The sequence below is a fragment of the Streptomyces sp. NPDC101132 genome (assembly GCF_044759225.1).
In the GTDB taxonomy this organism is placed as follows: Bacteria; Actinomycetota; Actinomycetes; order Streptomycetales; family Streptomycetaceae; genus Streptomyces.
The window spans coordinates 542,003-560,024 of record NZ_JBIVYX010000002.1; the positions used below are offsets into that span (position 1 = coordinate 542,003).

Annotated in this window: 15 protein-coding genes; 6 read left to right on the forward strand and 9 right to left on the reverse strand. The window is 72.1% G+C overall.

Features of this window, described 5'->3' with window-relative positions:
• Positions 1–79 precede the first annotated feature (79 nt).
• The 3 genes from ACIQUR_RS06665 (at position 80) to ACIQUR_RS06675 (ending at position 3,119) form a co-directional block, all read left to right on the forward strand.
• Positions 80–769, forward strand: a complete 690-nt coding sequence (locus ACIQUR_RS06665; RefSeq protein ID WP_403659317.1) for a response regulator transcription factor — start codon at positions 80–82, stop codon at positions 767–769.
• A 159-nt stretch (positions 770–928) separates the two neighbouring features.
• Complete coding sequence (galE, locus tag ACIQUR_RS06670) at positions 929–1,906, forward strand: UDP-glucose 4-epimerase GalE (protein ID WP_403659321.1); 978 nt, start codon at positions 929–931, stop codon at positions 1,904–1,906.
• 460 nt (positions 1,907–2,366) lie between these two features.
• Entirely contained in the window at positions 2,367–3,119 is a 753-nt protein-coding gene (locus tag ACIQUR_RS06675; RefSeq protein ID WP_403659844.1) for a LuxR C-terminal-related transcriptional regulator, read from the forward strand.
• Here ACIQUR_RS06675 and tamR read toward each other — a convergent pair.
• Positions 3,078–3,575, reverse strand: a complete 498-nt coding sequence (gene tamR / locus ACIQUR_RS06680; RefSeq protein ID WP_399949846.1) for a MarR family transcriptional regulator TamR — start codon at positions 3,573–3,575, stop codon at positions 3,078–3,080. The two genes, ACIQUR_RS06675 and tamR, sit on opposite strands and share 42 nt — an antisense overlap.
• 130 nt (positions 3,576–3,705) lie before the next feature.
• On the opposite strand from tamR, the gene ACIQUR_RS06685 reads away from it, so the two are divergent.
• The gene (locus tag ACIQUR_RS06685; RefSeq protein WP_403659324.1) at positions 3,706–4,578 is read left to right on the forward strand and encodes a trans-aconitate 2-methyltransferase; all 873 of its coding nucleotides are present in this window, start codon (positions 3,706–3,708) and stop codon (positions 4,576–4,578) included.
• The gene (locus ACIQUR_RS06690) at positions 4,579–4,941 is read left to right on the forward strand and encodes a VOC family protein (protein ID WP_403659327.1); all 363 of its coding nucleotides are present in this window, start codon (positions 4,579–4,581) and stop codon (positions 4,939–4,941) included. It begins immediately after the preceding gene.
• A gap of 86 nt (positions 4,942–5,027) precedes the next feature.
• Here the strand turns inward: ACIQUR_RS06690 and ACIQUR_RS06695 are convergent, their stop codons facing one another.
• The 5 genes from ACIQUR_RS06695 to ACIQUR_RS06715 all read right to left on the reverse strand — a co-directional run bounded on the left by ACIQUR_RS06695 (position 5,028) and on the right by ACIQUR_RS06715 (position 12,222).
• On the reverse strand, positions 5,028–6,758 hold the full coding sequence (locus ACIQUR_RS06695; protein ID WP_403659330.1) for an FG-GAP repeat domain-containing protein: 1,731 nt from the start codon (positions 6,756–6,758) through the stop codon (positions 5,028–5,030).
• Positions 6,759–6,840: 82 nt separating this feature from the next.
• A complete protein-coding gene (locus ACIQUR_RS06700; protein WP_403659333.1) occupies positions 6,841–8,550 on the reverse strand; it encodes an FG-GAP repeat domain-containing protein in 1,710 nt (569 codons plus the stop codon).
• 157 nt (positions 8,551–8,707) lie between these two features.
• Complete coding sequence (locus ACIQUR_RS06705; RefSeq protein WP_403659336.1) at positions 8,708–10,396, reverse strand: FG-GAP repeat domain-containing protein; 1,689 nt, start codon at positions 10,394–10,396, stop codon at positions 8,708–8,710.
• Between the two features lie 174 nt (positions 10,397–10,570).
• Positions 10,571–11,245, reverse strand: a complete 675-nt coding sequence (locus tag ACIQUR_RS06710; protein WP_399949867.1) for a TetR family transcriptional regulator — start codon at positions 11,243–11,245, stop codon at positions 10,571–10,573.
• Positions 11,242–12,222, reverse strand: a complete 981-nt coding sequence (locus tag ACIQUR_RS06715) for an acyl-CoA desaturase (RefSeq protein ID WP_403659339.1) — start codon at positions 12,220–12,222, stop codon at positions 11,242–11,244. The genes ACIQUR_RS06710 and ACIQUR_RS06715 overlap by 4 nt, the downstream gene beginning before the upstream one ends.
• A 465-nt stretch (positions 12,223–12,687) precedes the next feature.
• On the opposite strand from ACIQUR_RS06715, the gene ppc reads away from it, so the two are divergent.
• Entirely contained in the window at positions 12,688–15,420 is a 2,733-nt protein-coding gene (gene ppc / locus ACIQUR_RS06720) for a phosphoenolpyruvate carboxylase (RefSeq protein ID WP_403659342.1), read from the forward strand.
• Between the two features lie 117 nt (positions 15,421–15,537).
• On the opposite strand, the gene pth is transcribed toward ppc, so the two are convergent.
• From pth to ACIQUR_RS06735, 3 genes are all read right to left on the reverse strand, one after another.
• Positions 15,538–16,125 carry an aminoacyl-tRNA hydrolase gene (gene pth / locus ACIQUR_RS06725; protein ID WP_403659847.1) on the reverse strand — a complete coding sequence of 196 codons (588 nt, stop codon included), beginning with the start codon at positions 16,123–16,125 and terminating at the stop codon, positions 15,538–15,540.
• Positions 16,126–16,216: 91 nt separating this feature from the next.
• Positions 16,217–16,801, reverse strand: coding sequence for a 50S ribosomal protein L25/general stress protein Ctc (locus tag ACIQUR_RS06730; RefSeq protein WP_403659345.1), 585 nt, complete (start codon positions 16,799–16,801; stop codon positions 16,217–16,219).
• Between the two features lie 227 nt (positions 16,802–17,028).
• A complete protein-coding gene (locus tag ACIQUR_RS06735; RefSeq protein WP_403659348.1) occupies positions 17,029–18,006 on the reverse strand; it encodes a ribose-phosphate diphosphokinase in 978 nt (325 codons plus the stop codon).
• Positions 18,007–18,022: the final 16 nt, after the last annotated feature.

Consider the following 18,022-nt stretch of genomic DNA (forward strand, 5'->3'; position numbering starts at 1 on the left):
CTTCCGGGGGCTTCTCGCCGGTAACCGGCACGCAGCGTCGAACAAGCGTGTAGCTTGCCGGGGCAGAGGGGGGCACCTAATGGGCGTCAGGGTCATGGTGGTGGACGAGCACCGGCTGCTAGCCGAGGCTCTCGCCTCCGCGCTCAAACTGCGCGGGCACCGCGTGCTCGCCGCGGCCGCCCCGGCCGCCGGAGCGGCCGAACTGGTCATCAGCCGCGCCCCCGAGGTCTGCCTGCTGGGCACCGCCGCACCCGCCGAACCGGGCGTCTTCGACCCCGTGGTCCGCATCAAGCGCGAACGCCCCCAGATCGCCGTCGTCGTGCTCGGGCCGGTGCCCAGCCCACGGGGGATCGCCGCCGCCTTCGCCGCCGGCGCCTCCGGCTACGTACGCCACGACGAGCGCATCGAGGGCGTCGAACGCGCCCTGGCCAAGGCCCGCGCCGGGGAGGCCGCCGTCGCCCCCCAGCTGCTCCAGGGCGCCTTCGCCGAACTCCTCAACCCCGTCCCGGCCCCCGACGACGAGGGCAGCAGACTGCTCCAGCTCCTCACCCCGCGCGAGGTCGAGGTGCTCGTCCGGGTCGCCGAGGGCGAGGACACCCGGGTGATCGCCGCCGGGATGAGCATCGCACCCAGCACCGCACGGACCCACGTACAGCGGGTACTCATGAAACTGGGCGTCGGCTCCCGCCTGGAGGCCGCCGCCCTGGCCGCACGCACCGGCCTGCTGGACCGCGTCTCCATCCCGGTCCAGCCGGGCCCCCGCGCGTAACCCGGCGAACAGCTCCGCGAACGCGCCGGCCCACACCGCCCGACCGCCCTCCCTGCCCGCACCCGCGCGGGTGACGGCCACAGAACACGCACAGCGCGGTCTGGCATTGTGGCGCCGCGGTTCCAGTACGGAGCAACGACTGCGAGAGGGAGCGAGCGAGTGAAGAAGTACCTGGTCACCGGCGGCGCCGGATACGTCGGGAGCGTCGTCGCCGCGCATCTTCTGGAGGCGGGCCACGAGGTGACGGTCCTCGACGACCTCTCCACCGGCCACCGCGAGGGCGTCCCCGCGGGCGCCACCCTGATCGACGGCCGCATCCAGGACGCCGCCCGGCACCTGGACGGCTCCTTCGACGCGGTCCTGCACTTCGCCGCCTCCTCGCAGGTCGGCGAGTCCGTGGTCAACCCGTCCAAGTACTGGGAGAACAACGTCGGCGGCACCCTGGAGCTGCTCACCGCGATGCGCGCCGCGGGCGTCCGCAGGCTGGTGTTCTCCTCGACGGCGGCGACCTACGGCGAACCCGCCGACGGGCAGCTCACCGAGACCTCGGTCACCGCGCCCACCAACCCCTACGGGGCCTCCAAGCTCGCCGTCGACCACATGATCGCGGGGGAGTGCGCGGCGCACGGACTGGCCGCGGTCTCGCTGCGCTACTTCAACGTCGCGGGTGCGTACGGGCCGTACGGCGAGCGCCACGACCCCGAGAGCCACCTGATCCCGCTGGTCCTCCAGGTCGCCCTCGGGCAGCGCGGGTCGATCTCCGTGTTCGGCGACGACTACCCGACCCCGGACGGCACCTGCGTACGCGACTACATCCACGTCGCCGACCTCGCCCAGGCGCACCTGGCCGCCCTGGAGACGGCCGCCCCGGGCGAGCACCTGATCTGCAACCTGGGCAACGGCAGCGGTTTCTCGGTGCGCGAGGTCATCGAGACCGTCCGCAAGGTCACCGGCCACCCGGTGCCCGAGGTCATCGCCCCGCGCCGGCCCGGTGACCCGGCCGTCCTCGTGGCCTCCGCCGCCACCGCCCGCGACCGGCTCGGCTGGACTCCGACCCGGTCGGACCTGGCCGGAATCGTGTCCGACGCATGGGAGTTCGCCCGGCGGCGGGCGGCAGGGGACCCGGCCGGGGCTTGAGGGCGGCGCGGTGCGGCGGCGCGTGCGCCGAGCAACGCGCCGCCCCCGCGCGGAGTGCGCGGGCGCCCGGCTCGTACACGCCGCGTGAAATGCACCACGTGCACCCACGCGTTGCCGACCGGATGTTTTCGGCCACTCGCCCTCAGTGAATGCGCCGGACGCGCGCGGGCGCACCACCCCATCTCCTCGCCGTATCGGAGGAGTTCGTCTTTTCCGTCCGGTAAATCCCACGGGAAAACTTCTGGGATTCGGCCAACTGCCGTGCGTCCCCGCCGTACGCTGATGCTCGACACCGGTGGGGGCCGGTGTTGTTTCAGGGGTCGAGACAGTCGGGTACGGCGTCCGGGTCGGGGTAGCAGTCCAGTTGCGGCGGCGGCCGTGGCACCGGACTGCGGAACACCCGCTCCGCTTCGGGCGCCGTACCCGCGCCGGTCCGTTCCCCGTCCCTCTGGGGGTGTCTGTGGTTCGTATCCGGGTCCTCGTGGTCGACGATCACCGCATCTTCGCCGAATCGCTCGCCGCCGCGCTCGCGGCCGAGCCGGACGTCGAGGTGTCCGCGGCGGGCAGTGGCCCCGCCGCCCTGCGCTGTCTGGACCGCGCCGCGGCCGACGGCCGCAGGTTCGACGTCATGCTGGTCGACGCCGACCTCGGCGCCGGCACCGGTCCGGCGCGCTCGGCGGCCGACGGGGGCGGCCCCTCCGACGGCATATCCGTGGTCGCCGCGGTGCGCGGCTCCCAGCCGGCGGTCCGCGCGGTCGTGCTGGCCGAGCGCGACGACCCGCGGCGGGCCGCGACGGCCCTCCAGGCCGGGGCGTCCGGCTGGGTGGCCAAGGACTGCTCGCTCTCGCGCCTGCTGGCCGTGATCCGGGGGGTGCTCCGCGAGGAGACCCATCTGCCCCCGGCGCTCCTGACGGGGGTGCTGAGGGAGCTCACGGCGGCCAGGAAGCACCGTACGGACAGCGAGCGGCTGGTCGAGTCCCTCACCCCGCGCGAGCACGAGGTGCTGCGGTGCATGGTGGCCGGACTCAATCGCAAGGACGTCGCCGCCCGTCTCTTCCTCTCCCCGCACACCGTGCGTACCCACATGCAGAACGTGCTGGGGAAGCTGGGCGTGCACTCCACCCTCGCCGCCGTGGCGCTGGCCCGGCGGGCCGGGGTGCGGCCCGCGGAACTAGCCGGGGATGTTGTCGAACGGAGCGGTCAGCTGGCGTAGCAGCCCGGCCAGTTCGGTCCGCTGCGCGCGCGGCAGCTGGGCCAGGATGGCCCGCTCCTGGGCGAGCAGTCCGGCCAGTGCCTGGTCGGCGCGGTCACGTCCCTCGGGGGTCAGGCGGACCAGCACACCCCGCCGGTCGCTGGGGTCGGGAAGGCGCTCGACCAGGCCCTTCTTGGCCAGCCGGTCGATGCGGTTGGTCATGGTGCCCGACGTCACGAGCGTCTGGGTGAGCAGCTGGCCGGGGGAGAGCTGGTACGGGGCGCCCGCGCGGCGCAGCGACGTCAGGACGTCGAACTCCCAGGGCTCCAGGCTGTGCTCGGAGAAGGCAAGGCGGCGCGCCCGGTCGAGGTGGCGGGCGAGCCTGCTGACCCGGCTGAGCACTTCGAGCGGTTCCACGTCGAGGTCAGGGCGCTCCCGACGCCATGCCGCGACCAGTCGGTCGACCTCGTCCTCCATGCTGATCAGTGTAAGGGGTCTGTCGATGTGAAGTCTCTTGACGTCAAGATATATTTCGCGCGACCATGGGGCATGGACGGGCGGGAACTGCTTCCGCTTCCGCTCACCCAGCCAGTAGGGAGGCTCGAACATGCATTCCGATACCGCGCCGTCCACGAGCACCACCGCGACCACCGCCCCGACACCCGCGACCCCCGTCTGGGACCCCCAGCAGTACCTGCGCCACGCGGACCACCGCACCCGGCCCTTCACCGACCTCCTGGCCCGCATACCCGAGCTGCCCGCCAACGGACGCCCGGCCCGCATCGCCGACCTCGGCTGCGGCCCCGGCAACGTCACGGCGCTCCTCGCCGACCGCTGGCCCACCGCCAAGATCACCGGCTTCGACCTCTCACCCGAGATGCTCGCCAGGGCCGACCAGGAGTACGCCGGCCCCACCGCGGGCGGCGGCAGCCTCGACTTCCGGCCCGCCGACCTCGCCCACTGGATGCCCGAAGAGCCGTACGACCTGATCGTGTCCAACGCCGCCCTCCAGTGGGTGCCCAGCCACCCGGGGTCCTTCCCGGCCTGGATCAACGCCCTCACCCCCGGCGGCACCTTCGCCTTCCAGCTCCCCGGCAACTTCTCCGCCCCCAGCCACGCCCTGCTCGCCGCCCTCTGCGACACCCCGCGCTGGCGGGACCGGCTCGCCGGACACGGCGCCCGCTACATCCACCTCCTGGAACCCGCCGAGTACCTCGCCCGGCTCACCGAGCTGGGCTGCCGAACGGACGTCTGGGAGTCCACCTACCACCAGCTGCTGCAAGGACCGGACCCGGTCCTCGACTGGGTCAAGGGCACCGCCCTGCGGCCCGTGCTCACCGCCCTGAAGGACGATCCCAAGGCGGTCGGGGAATTCCTGGAGCAGTACCGGGACCTGTTGCGGGGGGCCTACCCGCCGGGCCCGCGCGGCACCGTCTTCCCCTTCCGCAGGATCTTCGCCGTCGCACGCAAGGAGGCATGAATGCTCGTCGCCGTGGACCACGTCCAGCTGGCAGCCCCGCCCGGCACCGAGGACCGGCTCCGGGAGTTCTACACCGGGGTCCTGGGCATGGAGGAGATCCCCAAGCCCCCGGTCCTCGCCGCCCGCGGCGGCTGCTGGTTCGCGGCCGGCCCGGTCCAGCTCCACCTGGGCGTCGAAGCGGAGTTCCACCCGGCCCGCAAGGCCCACCCGGGCCTGAGAGTCCGCGACATCGAGGCGTACGCGCGGCGCCTGGAGGAGCGCGGGGCCGAGGTCGTCTGGGACGGCAACCTGCCGGGCCACAAGCGGTTCTACTCCGAGGACCCGGTGGGCAACCGGCTGGAGTTCCTGGAGCCGGCCGCCTGACGGCCGGCCCCGCGCGCAAGGCGGCGGCCCGCCACCGGAACCACCGGTGACGGGCCGCCGCCTTGTCCTGCCTCTTCGAACCCGGCTCAGACCAGGTTCTTGTACACGTTCCAGCCGCTGCCGATGCCCACCCGGGCCGCGAAGGTCGCGGTGCCGGAGTGGCCCGTGGCCGTGTAGCGGTACAGGTTGCCCGCCGTGTCCCGCGCGAGCAGGTCCGCACGGCCGTCGCCGTTGATGTCACCGGGGGAGAGCAGCGCGGTGTACCCGGACCAGCCGGTGCCGATCTTCACCCGGCCGCCGAACGGCGCCTTGGCGGAGCCGGTGCCCTTGTACAGGTAGAGCGTGCCGCCGCTGCGCGCGAGCAGGTCCGCCCGCCCGTCGCCGGTGATGTCGCCGCTGCCGGCGAGCACGTTGTACGTGCCCCAGCCCGGGCCCACCTTCACGGGGGTGCCGACCTTCTTGCCCGTACCGTCGCCCGGGTGCAGCCACAGCACGCCGGAGGTGTCCCGGCTGAGCAGGTCGCCCTTGCCGTCACCGGTCAGGTCGCCGGGGCCGGCGAGCAGTTCGGTGGCGGACCAGTCGCCCGGCACCTCGCTCCGGTCGCTGTAGTTGTAGACGCCGCCCTCGTGCAGTTCCAGCAGGCTGGCCCAGTCCCACTGGTCGAGCGCGGCGGCGTAGGTCACGCGCGGGGAGCCCTGCCACACGCCCGTGTCGCTGTCCTGCCACTTGTCGCTGAGCCGGCCGTTGGCCTTCGCCGCGTACTGCCAGCTGGTGCCGTTCCGGTCCAGGCCGATGACGCTGTGCTTGCCGTAGAAGGGCGTGGTGCCCTGGCCGACCATCAGGCCGGTGTTCTCCCAGCCGGTCCCGCAGTTCTGGCGGGCGCTGAACCGGCCGCCGCCGGTGGCGAAGTAGCAGTAGATCGTGCCGCCGTAGGAGCGGGCGAGCAGGTCGGCCCTGCGGTCGCCGTTGATGTCGTCCGCGGCGGTGATCGTGTTGTACGCGTTCCAGCCGGGTCCGACCTTCACACGGGCGCGGAACGGCGCCGCGGCGCTGCCGGTGCCCTTGTAGAAGAACAGGTTGCCGTACGTGGTGCGGGCGACCAGGTCGGCGATGCCGTCGCCGTCCACGTCGCTCGTGCCGACCAGCTGGTCGTACACCTGCCAGCCGGTGCCCACCTTCACCGGTGCGGTGAAGGGGTTGCCGCTGGAGGCGCCGTTGCCCTTGTACAGGTAGAGCGTGCCGCCCGGGGTGCGGGCCAGCAGGTCCTGGCGGCCGTCGCGGTTCAGGTCGCCCGCGCCGAGCACGCGGTTGTACATCTGCCAGCCGGTCCCCGACCAGACGGCCGCCTCGGCGCCGTAGGGGTTGGTCGGGTGGAGCGACAGGCGGCCCGAGGCCGTCAGCGTCAGAAGCTCGGGAGAGCGGTCGCCGCGCACGTTGCCCAGCTGGATGATGTCCTTCACCCGCTGGGTGTCGCTGCCCGCGACGCCGAACTCCTGGGCCGGCGCGTCCCCCGAGCCGGTCAGGAAGGTCCACGTCTTGCCGCCGATGCCGCGGAACAGCATGTCGCTGTACCCGTCGCCGTCCAGGTCGAGCCGGGGCTTCGCGGGCGTGGTCGCGTACACGGAGCGCTGCTCCGACGGCTTCGGGAGGTCCAGCTGCGGCGCGGACGCCTGCGGGCGCTCCGCACCCGCTGCCGGGGAGCCGGGCACCGGACCGGCGGCCACGGCCGGGTTCGCGCCGAGCAGTGCCCCCGCGGACACGGCGAGGGCCGTGCAGGCCGCGAGGCGGGCGAGGCGCTTGGGACGTGCGTGAGACAAGATCCCCCCAGGGACGTCGTACGACAAGGTGGTGAGAGAAGAGGACGGGGGCCCGCACGGCGGCGGGCCCCCGCGGAAGGTCCTAGTACAGGCCCTCGAAGGTGTTCCAGCCGGAGCCGAGCAGCACGCGCGCACCGAAGGTGGACGTGCCGGTCTTGCCGGTGGCCATGTAGCGGTAGAGGTTGCCGCCGGCGTCGCGGGCCACCAGGTCGGCGCGGCCGTCACCGGTCAGGTCGCCGGGCGAGGCGATCTGGTTGTACGCGCTCCAGCCGGTGCCGACCGTGACGCGCGAGCCGAACGGCGCCGAGGCATTGCCGGTGCCCGGGTAGAGGTACAGCGTGCCGCCGCTGCGGGCGATCAGGTCCGGGCGGCCGTCGCCGGTGAAGTCACCGCCGCCGACGAGCTTGTTGTACGTGCCCCAGCCGGAACCGACGCGGACGGCGGCCTTGTACGCCTTGCCGGTGCCGTCGCCCGCGTACAGGTCCAGGTAGCCGGTGGACGTCACGTTGAGCAGGTCGCCGCGGCCGTCACCGGTGAGGTCGCCGGGGCCGGTGATGTTGACGGCGTTGCCGGGGAGGCCGGCGGCCAGCTGCGAGCCGGTGCCGCGGTGGACGTAGAGCCCGCCGACGGTGATCTCCAGCGGGGACACCCAGTTGACGACGTCCAGGCCCGTGGCGCCGGCCAGCTTGGCGGACGGGATCTGGAAGGAGGTCTCGTCCTTGGGGAAGAACTTCCCGTCGGCCTTGGTGACGTACTGGTAGATCTTCCCGTCGTTCCCGCGGGCCAGCAGGCTGTGCTTGCCGTAGTTCGCGGTGGTGCCGGCACCGAGGAAGAACTCGGTGTCCTCCCAGCCCGAACCGGCGTCCTGACGGGCGCTGAACTTCCCGCTGCCCGTGGACAGGTACAGGTAGATCCGGCCGGCGTAGGTGCGGGCGATGATGTCCGCGCGGCCGTCGCCGCTGATGTCGTCCACGGCGGCGATCTGGTTGTACGAGCCCCAGCCCGGGCCGACCTTCACGCGGGCCCTGAACGGCGTGCTGGAGCTGCCGGTGCCCTTGTAGAACCACAGGTCGCCCGCGGTCGTCCGGGCGAGCAGGTCGCCGATGCCGTCGCGGTCCAGGTCGTTGGTGCCGACGAGCTGGTCGTACGCGCCCCAGCCGGTGCCCACGTGGATGCGGGCGCCGAAGGGGTTGCCGGAGGTGGTGCCGTTGCCCTTGTACAGGTACAGCGAGCCGCCGGGCGTACGGGCCAGGACGTCCATGCGGCCGTCCTTGGTGAGGTCGCCCGCGGCGATCACCCGGTTGTAGATCTGCCAGCCGTAGCCGGACCACAGCGGCGCGCCCGCGCCCGCCTTGGTGGTCGGGTGCAGCGACAGGCGGCCGTCGAAGGACAGCGTCAGCAGCTCGGGCGCGGAGGTGCCGCGCACGTTGCCGACCGGGATGACGTCCTTGACGGTCTCGACCTGGTCGTTGTGGAGGTTGAACTCGCTCGCGTCGTCGTTCGTGGACATGAACGCCGAGGTCCAGCCGGTGATGCCGCGGAAGACCAGGTCCGGGATGCCGTCGCGGTCGTAGTCCATGCGGGACTTGGCCGGGACCGTGGCGTACGTGGACTTGGCCGGCTTCGGCAGGTTCAGCGTCGGCTGCGCCGCGCCCGCCGGCGCGGACGGCTTGTCCGCGGCGAGCGCGGGCGAGGCGCCCAGCGTGCCGGCGGACAGCGCGAGCGCGGTGCACGCGGCGAGGCGGGCGAGGCGCTTGGGGCGCGAGAGCGGGGTGGGACGGGAGATGGACATGGGTGCCCCCTGGGGACGAGAGGTGGTGCGGGTGGAGAGGAAGACGAGGAAGAAGAGAAGGGAAAGGAAGTCGAAGAAACGTTTCGCCGCGCCGGCCGCACACCGCAGCCGGCGCGCGGCCGGGCCGGCCGGCTCCGGTCCGGCCGACGGCCCGCCGTCAGCCGAGGTACGTGTAGCCGCCCCAGCCGGTCGCGATCCTGGTCCGGGAGGACAGGGCGGCGGTGCCCGCCTGGCCCGTGCCCGTGTACCGCCAGACGTCGCCGGCGGCGTCGCGGGCGACCAGGTCGGCCCGCCCGTCGCCGTTCAGGTCGCCGGTCGCGGCGAACTCGCCGTACGCGCCCCAGCCGGGGCCGATCAGCACCCGCGCCGCGAACGGCGCGCCCGCCGACCCGGTGCCCGGGTACAGGTACAGCCGGCCGCCCGTGTCCCGGGCCAGCAGGTCGGTACGGCCGTCGCCGGTGACGTCGCCCGCGCCGAAGATCCGGTCGTAGCCGCTCCAGCCGGGGCCCACGGCGACGGGCGCCGCCACCGCCAGCCCCTTGCCGTCGCCCGCGTGCAGGGACAGCACGCCCGAGCCGTCGCGGGTCAGCAGGTCGCCCTTGCCGTCCCCGGTCAGGTCGCCCGGGCCGACCAGCAGCCTGGCGCCGGCCCACGTGCCGGTCACCGGCAGGTCCGTGTCGAGGTTGCGGACCCCCTCCGAGGAGAGCTTCAGCAGGTGCGCGTCGTCGCGGGTGTCGAGGCCCGAGGCGAACACCGGCCGGCCCGACCAGCCGCCCGGGTACCCGGCGTCCGTCCGCGGCCGGAACCGCCCGTTGGCCAGCTCGCCGTACTCGTACAGCTCGCCGCCCGGCGCCGAGGCCAGCACGCTGTGCCGCCCGTAGTCCGGCACGCTGCCGTGCCCCGCCAGGAAGCGCAGCGCCTCGCCGCCGGTGCCGTACTTCGCCCGCGCGGCGAAGGTGCCGGAGCCGGTGGAGCGGTAGGACCACAGGGTGCCGTCGAAGGCGCGGGCGACCAGGTCGGCCCGGCCGTCGCCGTCGATGTCGTCGGCGCCCACGAGCTGGTTGTACGCGTTCCAGCCCGGCCCGACCTTCACCCGGGCCTTGAACGGCGCCGACGGGCTGCCGGTGCCCTTGTAGAACCACAGGTCGCCGTTGAGCGACCGGGCCACCAGATCGGCGATGCCGTCCCGGTCCAGGTCGTTCGCGCCGACCAGCTGGTCGTACGCCTGCCAGCCGCCGCCCACCCGCACGCGGGACGCGAACGGCTCGCCGGTCAGCGCACCCGTCGCCCGGTACAGGAAGAGGTCGCCGGACGGGGTGCGGGCCAGCAGGTCGGCGCGGCCGTCGCGGGTCAGGTCACCCGGGGCCAGCACCTTGTTGTACGCGTTCCAGCCGCCGCCCGCCCAGCTGCGCCGGGTCGTGCCGTACGGGCCGTCCGCGCTGTACAGCGAGAGGACGCCCCACGCCGACACGGTCAGCAGCTCCGGCGCCGAGGTGCCGCCCAGGTTGCCCGCCGCCAGGACGTCCTTGAACACCTCGGCCATGTCCACGGCCTGGATGTTGAAGTCCACCTGCTGCCCGCTCCGGGACAGGGTCACCGCGACCCGGCCCTCCACGTCGCGGAACAGGTCGTCGGAGACGCCGTCCCCGTCGACGTCCAGCCGCGGCCTGACCGTGGCCGCCGTCGCGTACGCGGCCGCCCGCGCGGACTGCTTGCCCGCACCCAGCCGCACCTCGGGCAGGGCCGGACCGTCCGCGGCCGCCGCCGGCGCGGCCAGCAGCGCGCCCGCCGACACGGCGAGCGCGGTGCAGGCGGCCAGCCGGCGCAAGTACGGCGAAAAAGACAAGGTCCCCCCCCGGGACATGAGACGAGTACCCCCGGGGGACTGGGGTGAGCGGTACAGGCGTGCGAACTGCGCGCGGGCCCACGGATTCCCGGGAGTGTCAGGAGGCTAACCCCGCCGCTCCCGGAAAAAGAAGTCGTTGCCCGTACAACCTTTTGCGCTGTCGCGGTGCCCGGCTCAATTCTTCCGGTGGCCCACCAGCCGGGGCTTCGCCTCCAGCCCGTCCAGCCCGTGCCAGGCGAGGTTCACCAGGTGGGCGGCCACTTCCGCCTTCTTCGGACGCCGCGTCTCCAACCACCACTGGCCGGTCAGAGCGACCATTCCGACCAGCGCCTGCGCGTACAGCGGCGCCAGCTTCTGGTCGAAGCCCCGCGCCTTGAACTCCAGCCCCAGGATGTCCTCGACCTGCGTGGCGATGTCGCTGATCAGCGAGGCGAAGGTGCCCGTCGACTGCGCCACCGGGGAGTCCCGGACCAGGATCCGGAACCCGTCCGTGTAGGCCTCGATGTAGTCGAGCAGCGCGAAGGCGGCCTGCTCCAGCAGCTCCCTCGGGTGACCGGCGGTCAGCGCGCCCGTCACCATGTCGAGCAGCTGGCGCATCTCCCGGTCCACCACGACCGCGTACAGGCCCTCCTTGCCGCCGAAGTGCTCGTACACCACCGGCTTGGAGACCCCGGCCTTCGCCGCGATCTCCTCCACCGACGTGCCCTCGAAGCCCTTCTCGGCGAACAGGGCGCGACCGATGTCCAGCAGTTGCTGCCGGCGCTCCGCTCCGGTCATCCGGACCCGGCGGCCACGCCTGGGCTTGTCGTTGCTGGGAATACTGCCGTCGATCGCCACGTCACCCATCATGCCGCGTTTGCGGCCTTCTCCTTGCGCCGGGCATCGATCCGGGCGTCCGACGGCCAGCGCACGTCGGAGGCCCACCCCGCCTGCTCGAACCAGCGGATCAGCCGCGCACTGGAGTCGACCTGGCCCCGCAGCACCCCGTGCCGCGCCGACGTCGGGTCCGCGTGGTGCAGGTTGTGCCACGACTCGCCGCACGAGAGCACCGCGAGCCACCACACGTTGCCCGACCGGTCCCGCGACCGGAACGGACGCTTGCCCACCGCGTGGCAGATCGAGTTGATCGACCACGTCACGTGGTGCAGCAGCGCCACCCGCACCAGCGAACCCCAGAAGAAGGCCGTGAACGCCCCCCACCACGACATCGTGACCAGCCCGCCCACCAGCGGCGGGATCGCCAGCGACAGCATCGTCCAGAAGATGAAGTCGCGCGAGATCCGCCGGATGGCCGGATCCTTGATCAGGTCCGGGGCGTACTTCTGCTGATCGGTCTGCTCCTCGTCGAACAGCCACCCGATGTGGGCCCACCACAGGCCCTTCATCAGCGCCGGCACCGTCTCGCCGAACCGCCACGGCGAATGCGGGTCACCCTCCGCGTCCGAGAACTTGTGGTGCTTGCGGTGGTCCGCCACCCACCGCACCAGCGGCCCCTCCACGGCCAGCGACCCGGCCACCGCCAGCGCGATCCGCAGCGGCCGCTTCGCCTTGAAGGAACCGTGCGTGAAGTAACGGTGGAAACCGATCGTGATGCCGTGGCAGGCCAGGAAGTACATGAACACCATCAGGCCCACGTCCAGCCAGCTCACCCCCCACCCCCACGCCAGCGGGATCGCGGCCAGCAGGGCCACGAAGGGCACGGTGATGAAGAGCAGCAGCGCGATCTGCTCGATGGAACGCTTGCTCTCCCCGCCCAGCGTCGCGGTGACCGGCGGCCCTCCGGCCGCCTCCGGGGCGTCTTCGATCACGTCGGGGCTGATGGTCATGGGGCGTCCCCTGGGGGTGAGGAATCGGCGGAATGCCTAGGCTACGGAACCGTAACCTACGGCATCGTAACTATGTCAGCGCCTACCCCCGCGGCAACAGGGGGACACCTCCCCCGGAAGGAGAGGGGCCACCCCGGCGGAAAGAAGCGGGCCACCCCGGCGGAATGGGGGCCACCCGGGCGGAAAGAAGGGGGACACCCCGGCGGAAAGAGCGGGACACCCCCGCGGAAGGCCGGGACACCCCCGGCGAAAGCCACGCCGGAGTCCGTCTGGTGGGCACCGCGACCAGGGCACGAGCAGCGGCGCCTATCCTTGGGTCTCGTCGGACAGCGCGGTCCGCACGGGCAGCCGGGGGCTGCGCACCACACGGCAGTGCCTTCGGACGCACATCCGAACACGGGCACCGCCACGCGTCCCCGCGCCCACCTCCCAGTAGCGCTCGAAACACTGCAAGGAGCCGCACCTGTGAGCAGTGCTGACCAGTCCACCACCGGCAACGCAGAGCTGCGCGCCGACATCCGCCGCCTCGGCGACCTCCTCGGCGAAACACTCGTACGCCAGGAAGGCCAGGAGCTCCTCGACCTCGTCGAGAAGGTCCGCGCCCTCACCCGCACCGACGGCGAGGCCGCCGCCGAGCTCCTCGGCGACACCGACCTGGAGACCGCCGCCAAGCTCGTCCGCGCCTTCTCCACCTACTTCCACCTCGCCAACGTCACCGAGCAGGTGCACCGCGGCAAGGAACTCCGCGCCCACCGCGCCGCCGAGGGCGGCCTCCTCGCCCGCACCGCGGACATGCTCAAGGACGCCGACCCCGAGCACCTCCGCGCGACCGTGAGCAACCTCAACGTCCGCCCGGTCTTCACCGCACACCCCACCGAGGCAGCCCGCCGCAGCGTCCTCAACAAGCTGCGCCGCATCGCCGCCCTCCTCGAAGAGCCCGTCACCGGCGCCGGCGACCGCCGCCGCCACGACCTCCGCCTCGCCGAGAACATCGACCTCATCTGGCAGACCGACGAGCTCCGCGTCGTCCGGCCCGAACCCGCCGACGAGGCCCGCAACGCCATCTACTACCTCGACGAACTCCACGCCGGCGCCGTCGGCGACGTACTCGAGGACCTCGCCGCGGAACTCCAGCGCGTCGGCGTCGAACTCCCCGCCGGCACCCGCCCCCTCACCTTCGGCACCTGGATCGGCGGCGACCGCGACGGCAACCCCAACGTCACCCCCGACGTCACCCGCGAAGTCCTGATCCTCCAGCACGAGCACGGCATCACCGACGCCCTCGAACTCGTCGACTTCCTCCGCGGCCTGCTCTCCAACTCCATCCGCTACACCGGCGCCACCGAGGAACTCCTCACCTCCCTCCAGGCCGACCTGGAGCGCCTCCCGGAGATCAGCCCCCGCTACAAGCGCCTCAACGCGGAAGAGCCCTACCGCCTCAAGGCCACCTGCATCCGCCAGAAGCTCCTCAACACCCGCGAGCGCCTGGCCAAGGGCACCCCCCACGAGGAAGGCCGCGACTACCTCGGCACCGCCGAGCTCCTCACCGACCTCACCCTCATCCAGACCTCCCTGCGCGAACACCGCGGCGCCCTCTTCGCCGACGGCCGCATGGACCGCACCATCCGCACCCTCGGCGCCTTCGGCCTCCAGCTCGCCACCATGGACGTCCGCGAACACGCCGACGCCCACCACCACGCGCTCGGCCAGCTCTTCGACCGCCTCGGCGAGGAATCCTGGCGCTACGCCGACATGCCCCGCGACTACCGGCAGCGGCTCCTCGCCAAGGAACTCCGCTCCCGCCGGCCGCTGGCCCCCACCCCGGCCCCCCTCGACGCCGCCGGCGCCAAGACACTCGGCGTCTTCGGCACCGTCAAGGACGCCTTCGAGAAGTTCGGCCCCGAGGTCATCGAGTCCTACATCATCTCGATGTGCCAGGGCGCCGACGACGTCTTCGCCGCCGCCGTCCTGGCCCGCGAGGCCGGCCTCATCGACCTCCACGCCGGCTGGGCCAAGATCGGCATCGTGCCGCTCCTCGAAACCACCGACGAGCTCCGCGCCGCCGACGTCATCCTCAACGACATGCTCGCCGACCCCTCCTACCGCCGCCTGGTCTCCCTCCGCGGCGACGTCCAGGAGGTCATGCTCGGCTACTCCGACTCCAGCAAGTTCGGCGGCATCACCACCAGCCAGTGGGAGATCCACCGCGCCCAGCGCCGGCTCCGCGACGTCGCCCACCGCTACGGCGTACGCCTGCGCCTCTTCCACGGCCGCGGCGGCACCGTCGGCCGCGGCGGCGGCCCCTCCCACGACGCGATCCTCGCCCAGCCCTGGGGCACCCTCGAAGGCGAGATCAAGGTCACCGAACAGGGCGAGGTCATCTCCGACAAGTACCTCGTCCCCTCCCTCGCCCGCGAGAACCTCGAACTCACCGTCGCCGCCACCCTGCAGGCCTCCGCCCTGCACACCGCGCCCCGGCAGTCCGACGAGTCCCTCGCCCGCTGGGACGCGGCCATGGACACCGTCTCCGACGCCGCCCACGCGGCCTACCGGCGCCTCGTCGAAGACCCCGACCTGCCCGCCTACTTCTTCGCCGCCACACCCGTCGACCAGCTCGCCGACCTCCACCTCGGCTCCCGGCCCTCCCGCCGCCCCGACTCCGGAGCCGGCCTCGACGGACTCCGCGCCATCCCCTGGGTCTTCGGCTGGACCCAGTCCCGCCAGATCGTCCCCGGCTGGTACGGCGTCGGCTCCGGCCTCAAGGCACTCCGCGAGACCGGCGGCGACGACGTCCTCGAAGAGATGCAGGCCAACTGGCACTTCTTCCGCAACTTCCTGTCCAACGTCGAGATGACGCTGGCCAAGACCGACCTGCGGATCGCCCGCCACTACGTCGACACCCTCGTCCCCGACGAGCTCAAGCACGTCTTCGCCCTCATCGAGGCCGAACACGCCCTCACCGTCGCGGAAGTCCTCCGCATCACCGGCGGCGAGAAGCTCCTCGACAGCCAGCCCGTCCTCCAGCAGACCTTCGCCGTCCGCGACGCCTACCTGGACCCCATCTCCTACCTCCAGGTCTCCCTGCTGGCCCGCCAGCGCGCCGCCGCGGCCGCCGGCGAACCCGCCGACCCGCTCCTCGGCCGCGCCCTCCTCCTCACGGTCAACGGCGTCGCCGCCGGCCTCCGCAACACCGGCTGACCCACCCGCCGCACCAACGCCGAGGGCCCCCGCACCATCCCGGTACGGGGGCCCTCGGCGCACCAGCCGTCGAGCAGCACGAGGACCGCGCCTCACGCGTTGTACGAGGACCGCGCCTCACGAGTTGTACGAGGACTGCGCCCGCTCCAGACCCTCCAGCACCAGGCACTCCACCGCGTCCGCAGCCCGGTCCACGAAGTAGTCCAGCTCCTTCCGCTCCGCGGACGAGAAGTCCTTCAGCACGAAGTCCGCCACCTGCATGCGCCCCGGCGGACGGCCGATCCCGAACCGCACCCGGTGGTACTCCGCACCCATCGACTTCGTCATCGACTTCAGACCGTTGTGCCCGTTGTCCCCGCCGCCCAGCTTCAGCCGCAGCGTCCCGTAGTCGATGTCCAGCTCGTCGTGGACCGCCACCACCCGCTCCACCGGCACCTTGTAGAAGTCCCGCAGCGCCGTCACCGGACCACCCGACAGGTTCATGTACGACATCGGCTTCGCCAGCACGATCCGCCGGTTCGCCGGACCCGCCGGACCGATCCGGCCCTCCACCACCTGCGCCCGCGCCTTGTGCGCCTTGAACTTCCCCCGGATCCGGTCCGCGATCAGGTCCACCACCATGAACCCCACGTTGTGCCGGTTCCCCGCGTACTCGGGACCCGGGTTCCCCAGACCCACCACCAGCCAGGGACCGTCGGCCGCCATCTCCGCCATCACAAAGCTCCTCACATGGGACGACCGCCGCCCCGCTCCAGTGGAGCCGGACGGCGGTCGGTCAGCAACCAGACGAAGAGGCTCAGGCCTCCTCGGTCTCCTCGGCCTCGGCGGCCGGCTCCTCGGCCTGCGCGGCCAGGACCTGCAGGACGACGGCGTCGGCCTCGGTCACCAGGGTGACGCCGGACGGCAGCGCGATGTCCTGCGCGAGGACGGACGCGCCGGCCTCCAGGCCCTCCACCGACACGGTGAAGGACTCGGGCAGGTGGGTGGCCTCGGCCTCGACCGAGAGGGTGTTCAGGACGTGCTCCAGCAGGTTGCCGCCGGCGGCCAGCTCGCCCTCGGTGACGACCGGGACCTCGACCGTGACCTTCTCGCCCTTGCGGACGGCCAGGAAGTCCACGTGCAGCAGGTCGCGCTTGATCGGGTCCTTCTGCACGGCCTTCGGGATGACCAGCTCGGTGCCGTCGCCCTTGATGTCCAGCGAGATCAGGACGTTCGGGGTCTTCAGCGCCATGAACAGGCCGTGGCCCTCGACGGAGACGTGCTTCGGGTCCTGGCCGTGGCCGTAGATGACCGCGGGGACGACCTTGTTGCGACGGGCCTCACGGGCGCCGCCCTTGCCGAAACGGGTGCGGAGCTCAGCGGAAAGCTTGACCTCGGACATGTTCACTCCTCGTGGGGTGACGAAAACGGACAGGGTCACCCGGCCACGAAACGGCCTGCTACGAAGAGCGCGTCGATAACGGAGCGCCGGACACCAAAAGGTGCGGCCTCCCTCGCCGAGCAACTCGAAGAGTCTACCCGGCACGGAGGCCGCACCCCAAAAGGATCTAGCGGGACCCGCACCCGCGAGAACCGGGCCCTACCGGGCCCGGCGCCCCAGGCGGATCCTTACTGCTGCTCCTCGAACAGGCTCGTCACCGAACCGTCCTCGAAGACCTCACGCACCGCGCGCGCGATCGTCGGCGCGATCGACAGCACCGTGATCTTGTCGAGCTCCAGGTCCGACGGGTCCGGCAGCGTGTTCGTGAAGATGAACTCGCTCACCTTCGAGTTCTTCAGGCGGTCGGCCGCCGGCCCCGACAGGATGCCGTGCGTCGCCGTCACGATCACGTCCTCCGCGCCGTGCGCGAACAGCGCCTCGGCCGCGGCGCAGATCGTGCCACCCGTGTCGATCATGTCGTCGACCAGGACGCAGACGCGGCCCTTGACCTCACCCACGACCTCGTGGACCGTCACCTGGTTGGCGACGTCCTTGTCACGGCGCTTGTGCACGATCGCCAGCGGCGCGTCCAGACGGTCACACCAGCGGTCCGCCACCCGCACACGGCCGGCGTCCGGGGACACCACCGTCAGCTTCGTACGGTCCACCTTCGCGCCCACGTAGTCCGCCAGCACCGGCAGCGCCGACAGGTGGTCCACCGGACCGTCGAAGAAGCCCTGGATCTGGTCCGTGTGCAGGTCCACCGTCAGGATCCGGTCCGCACCCGCCGTCTTCAGCAGGTCCGCCACCAGACGCGCCGAGATCGGCTCACGGCCCTTGTGCTTCTTGTCCTGACGGGCGTACCCGTAGGACGGGATGATCACGGTGATCGAGCGGGCCGACGCGCGCTTCAGCGCGTCGATCATGATCAGCTGCTCCATGATCCACTTGTTGATCGGAGCCGTGTGGCTCTGGATCAGGAAGCAGTCCGCGCCGCGCGCCGACTCCTGGAAGCGGACGTAGATCTCACCGTTCGCGAAGTCGAAAGCCTTGGTCGGCACGAGGCCGACACCCAGCTGGTGCGCGACCTCCTCGGCCAGCTCGGGGTGGGCGCGGCCGGAGAAGAGCATCAGCTTCTTCTCGCCGGTCGTCTTGATCCCGGTCACAGCACTGTCTCCTCAG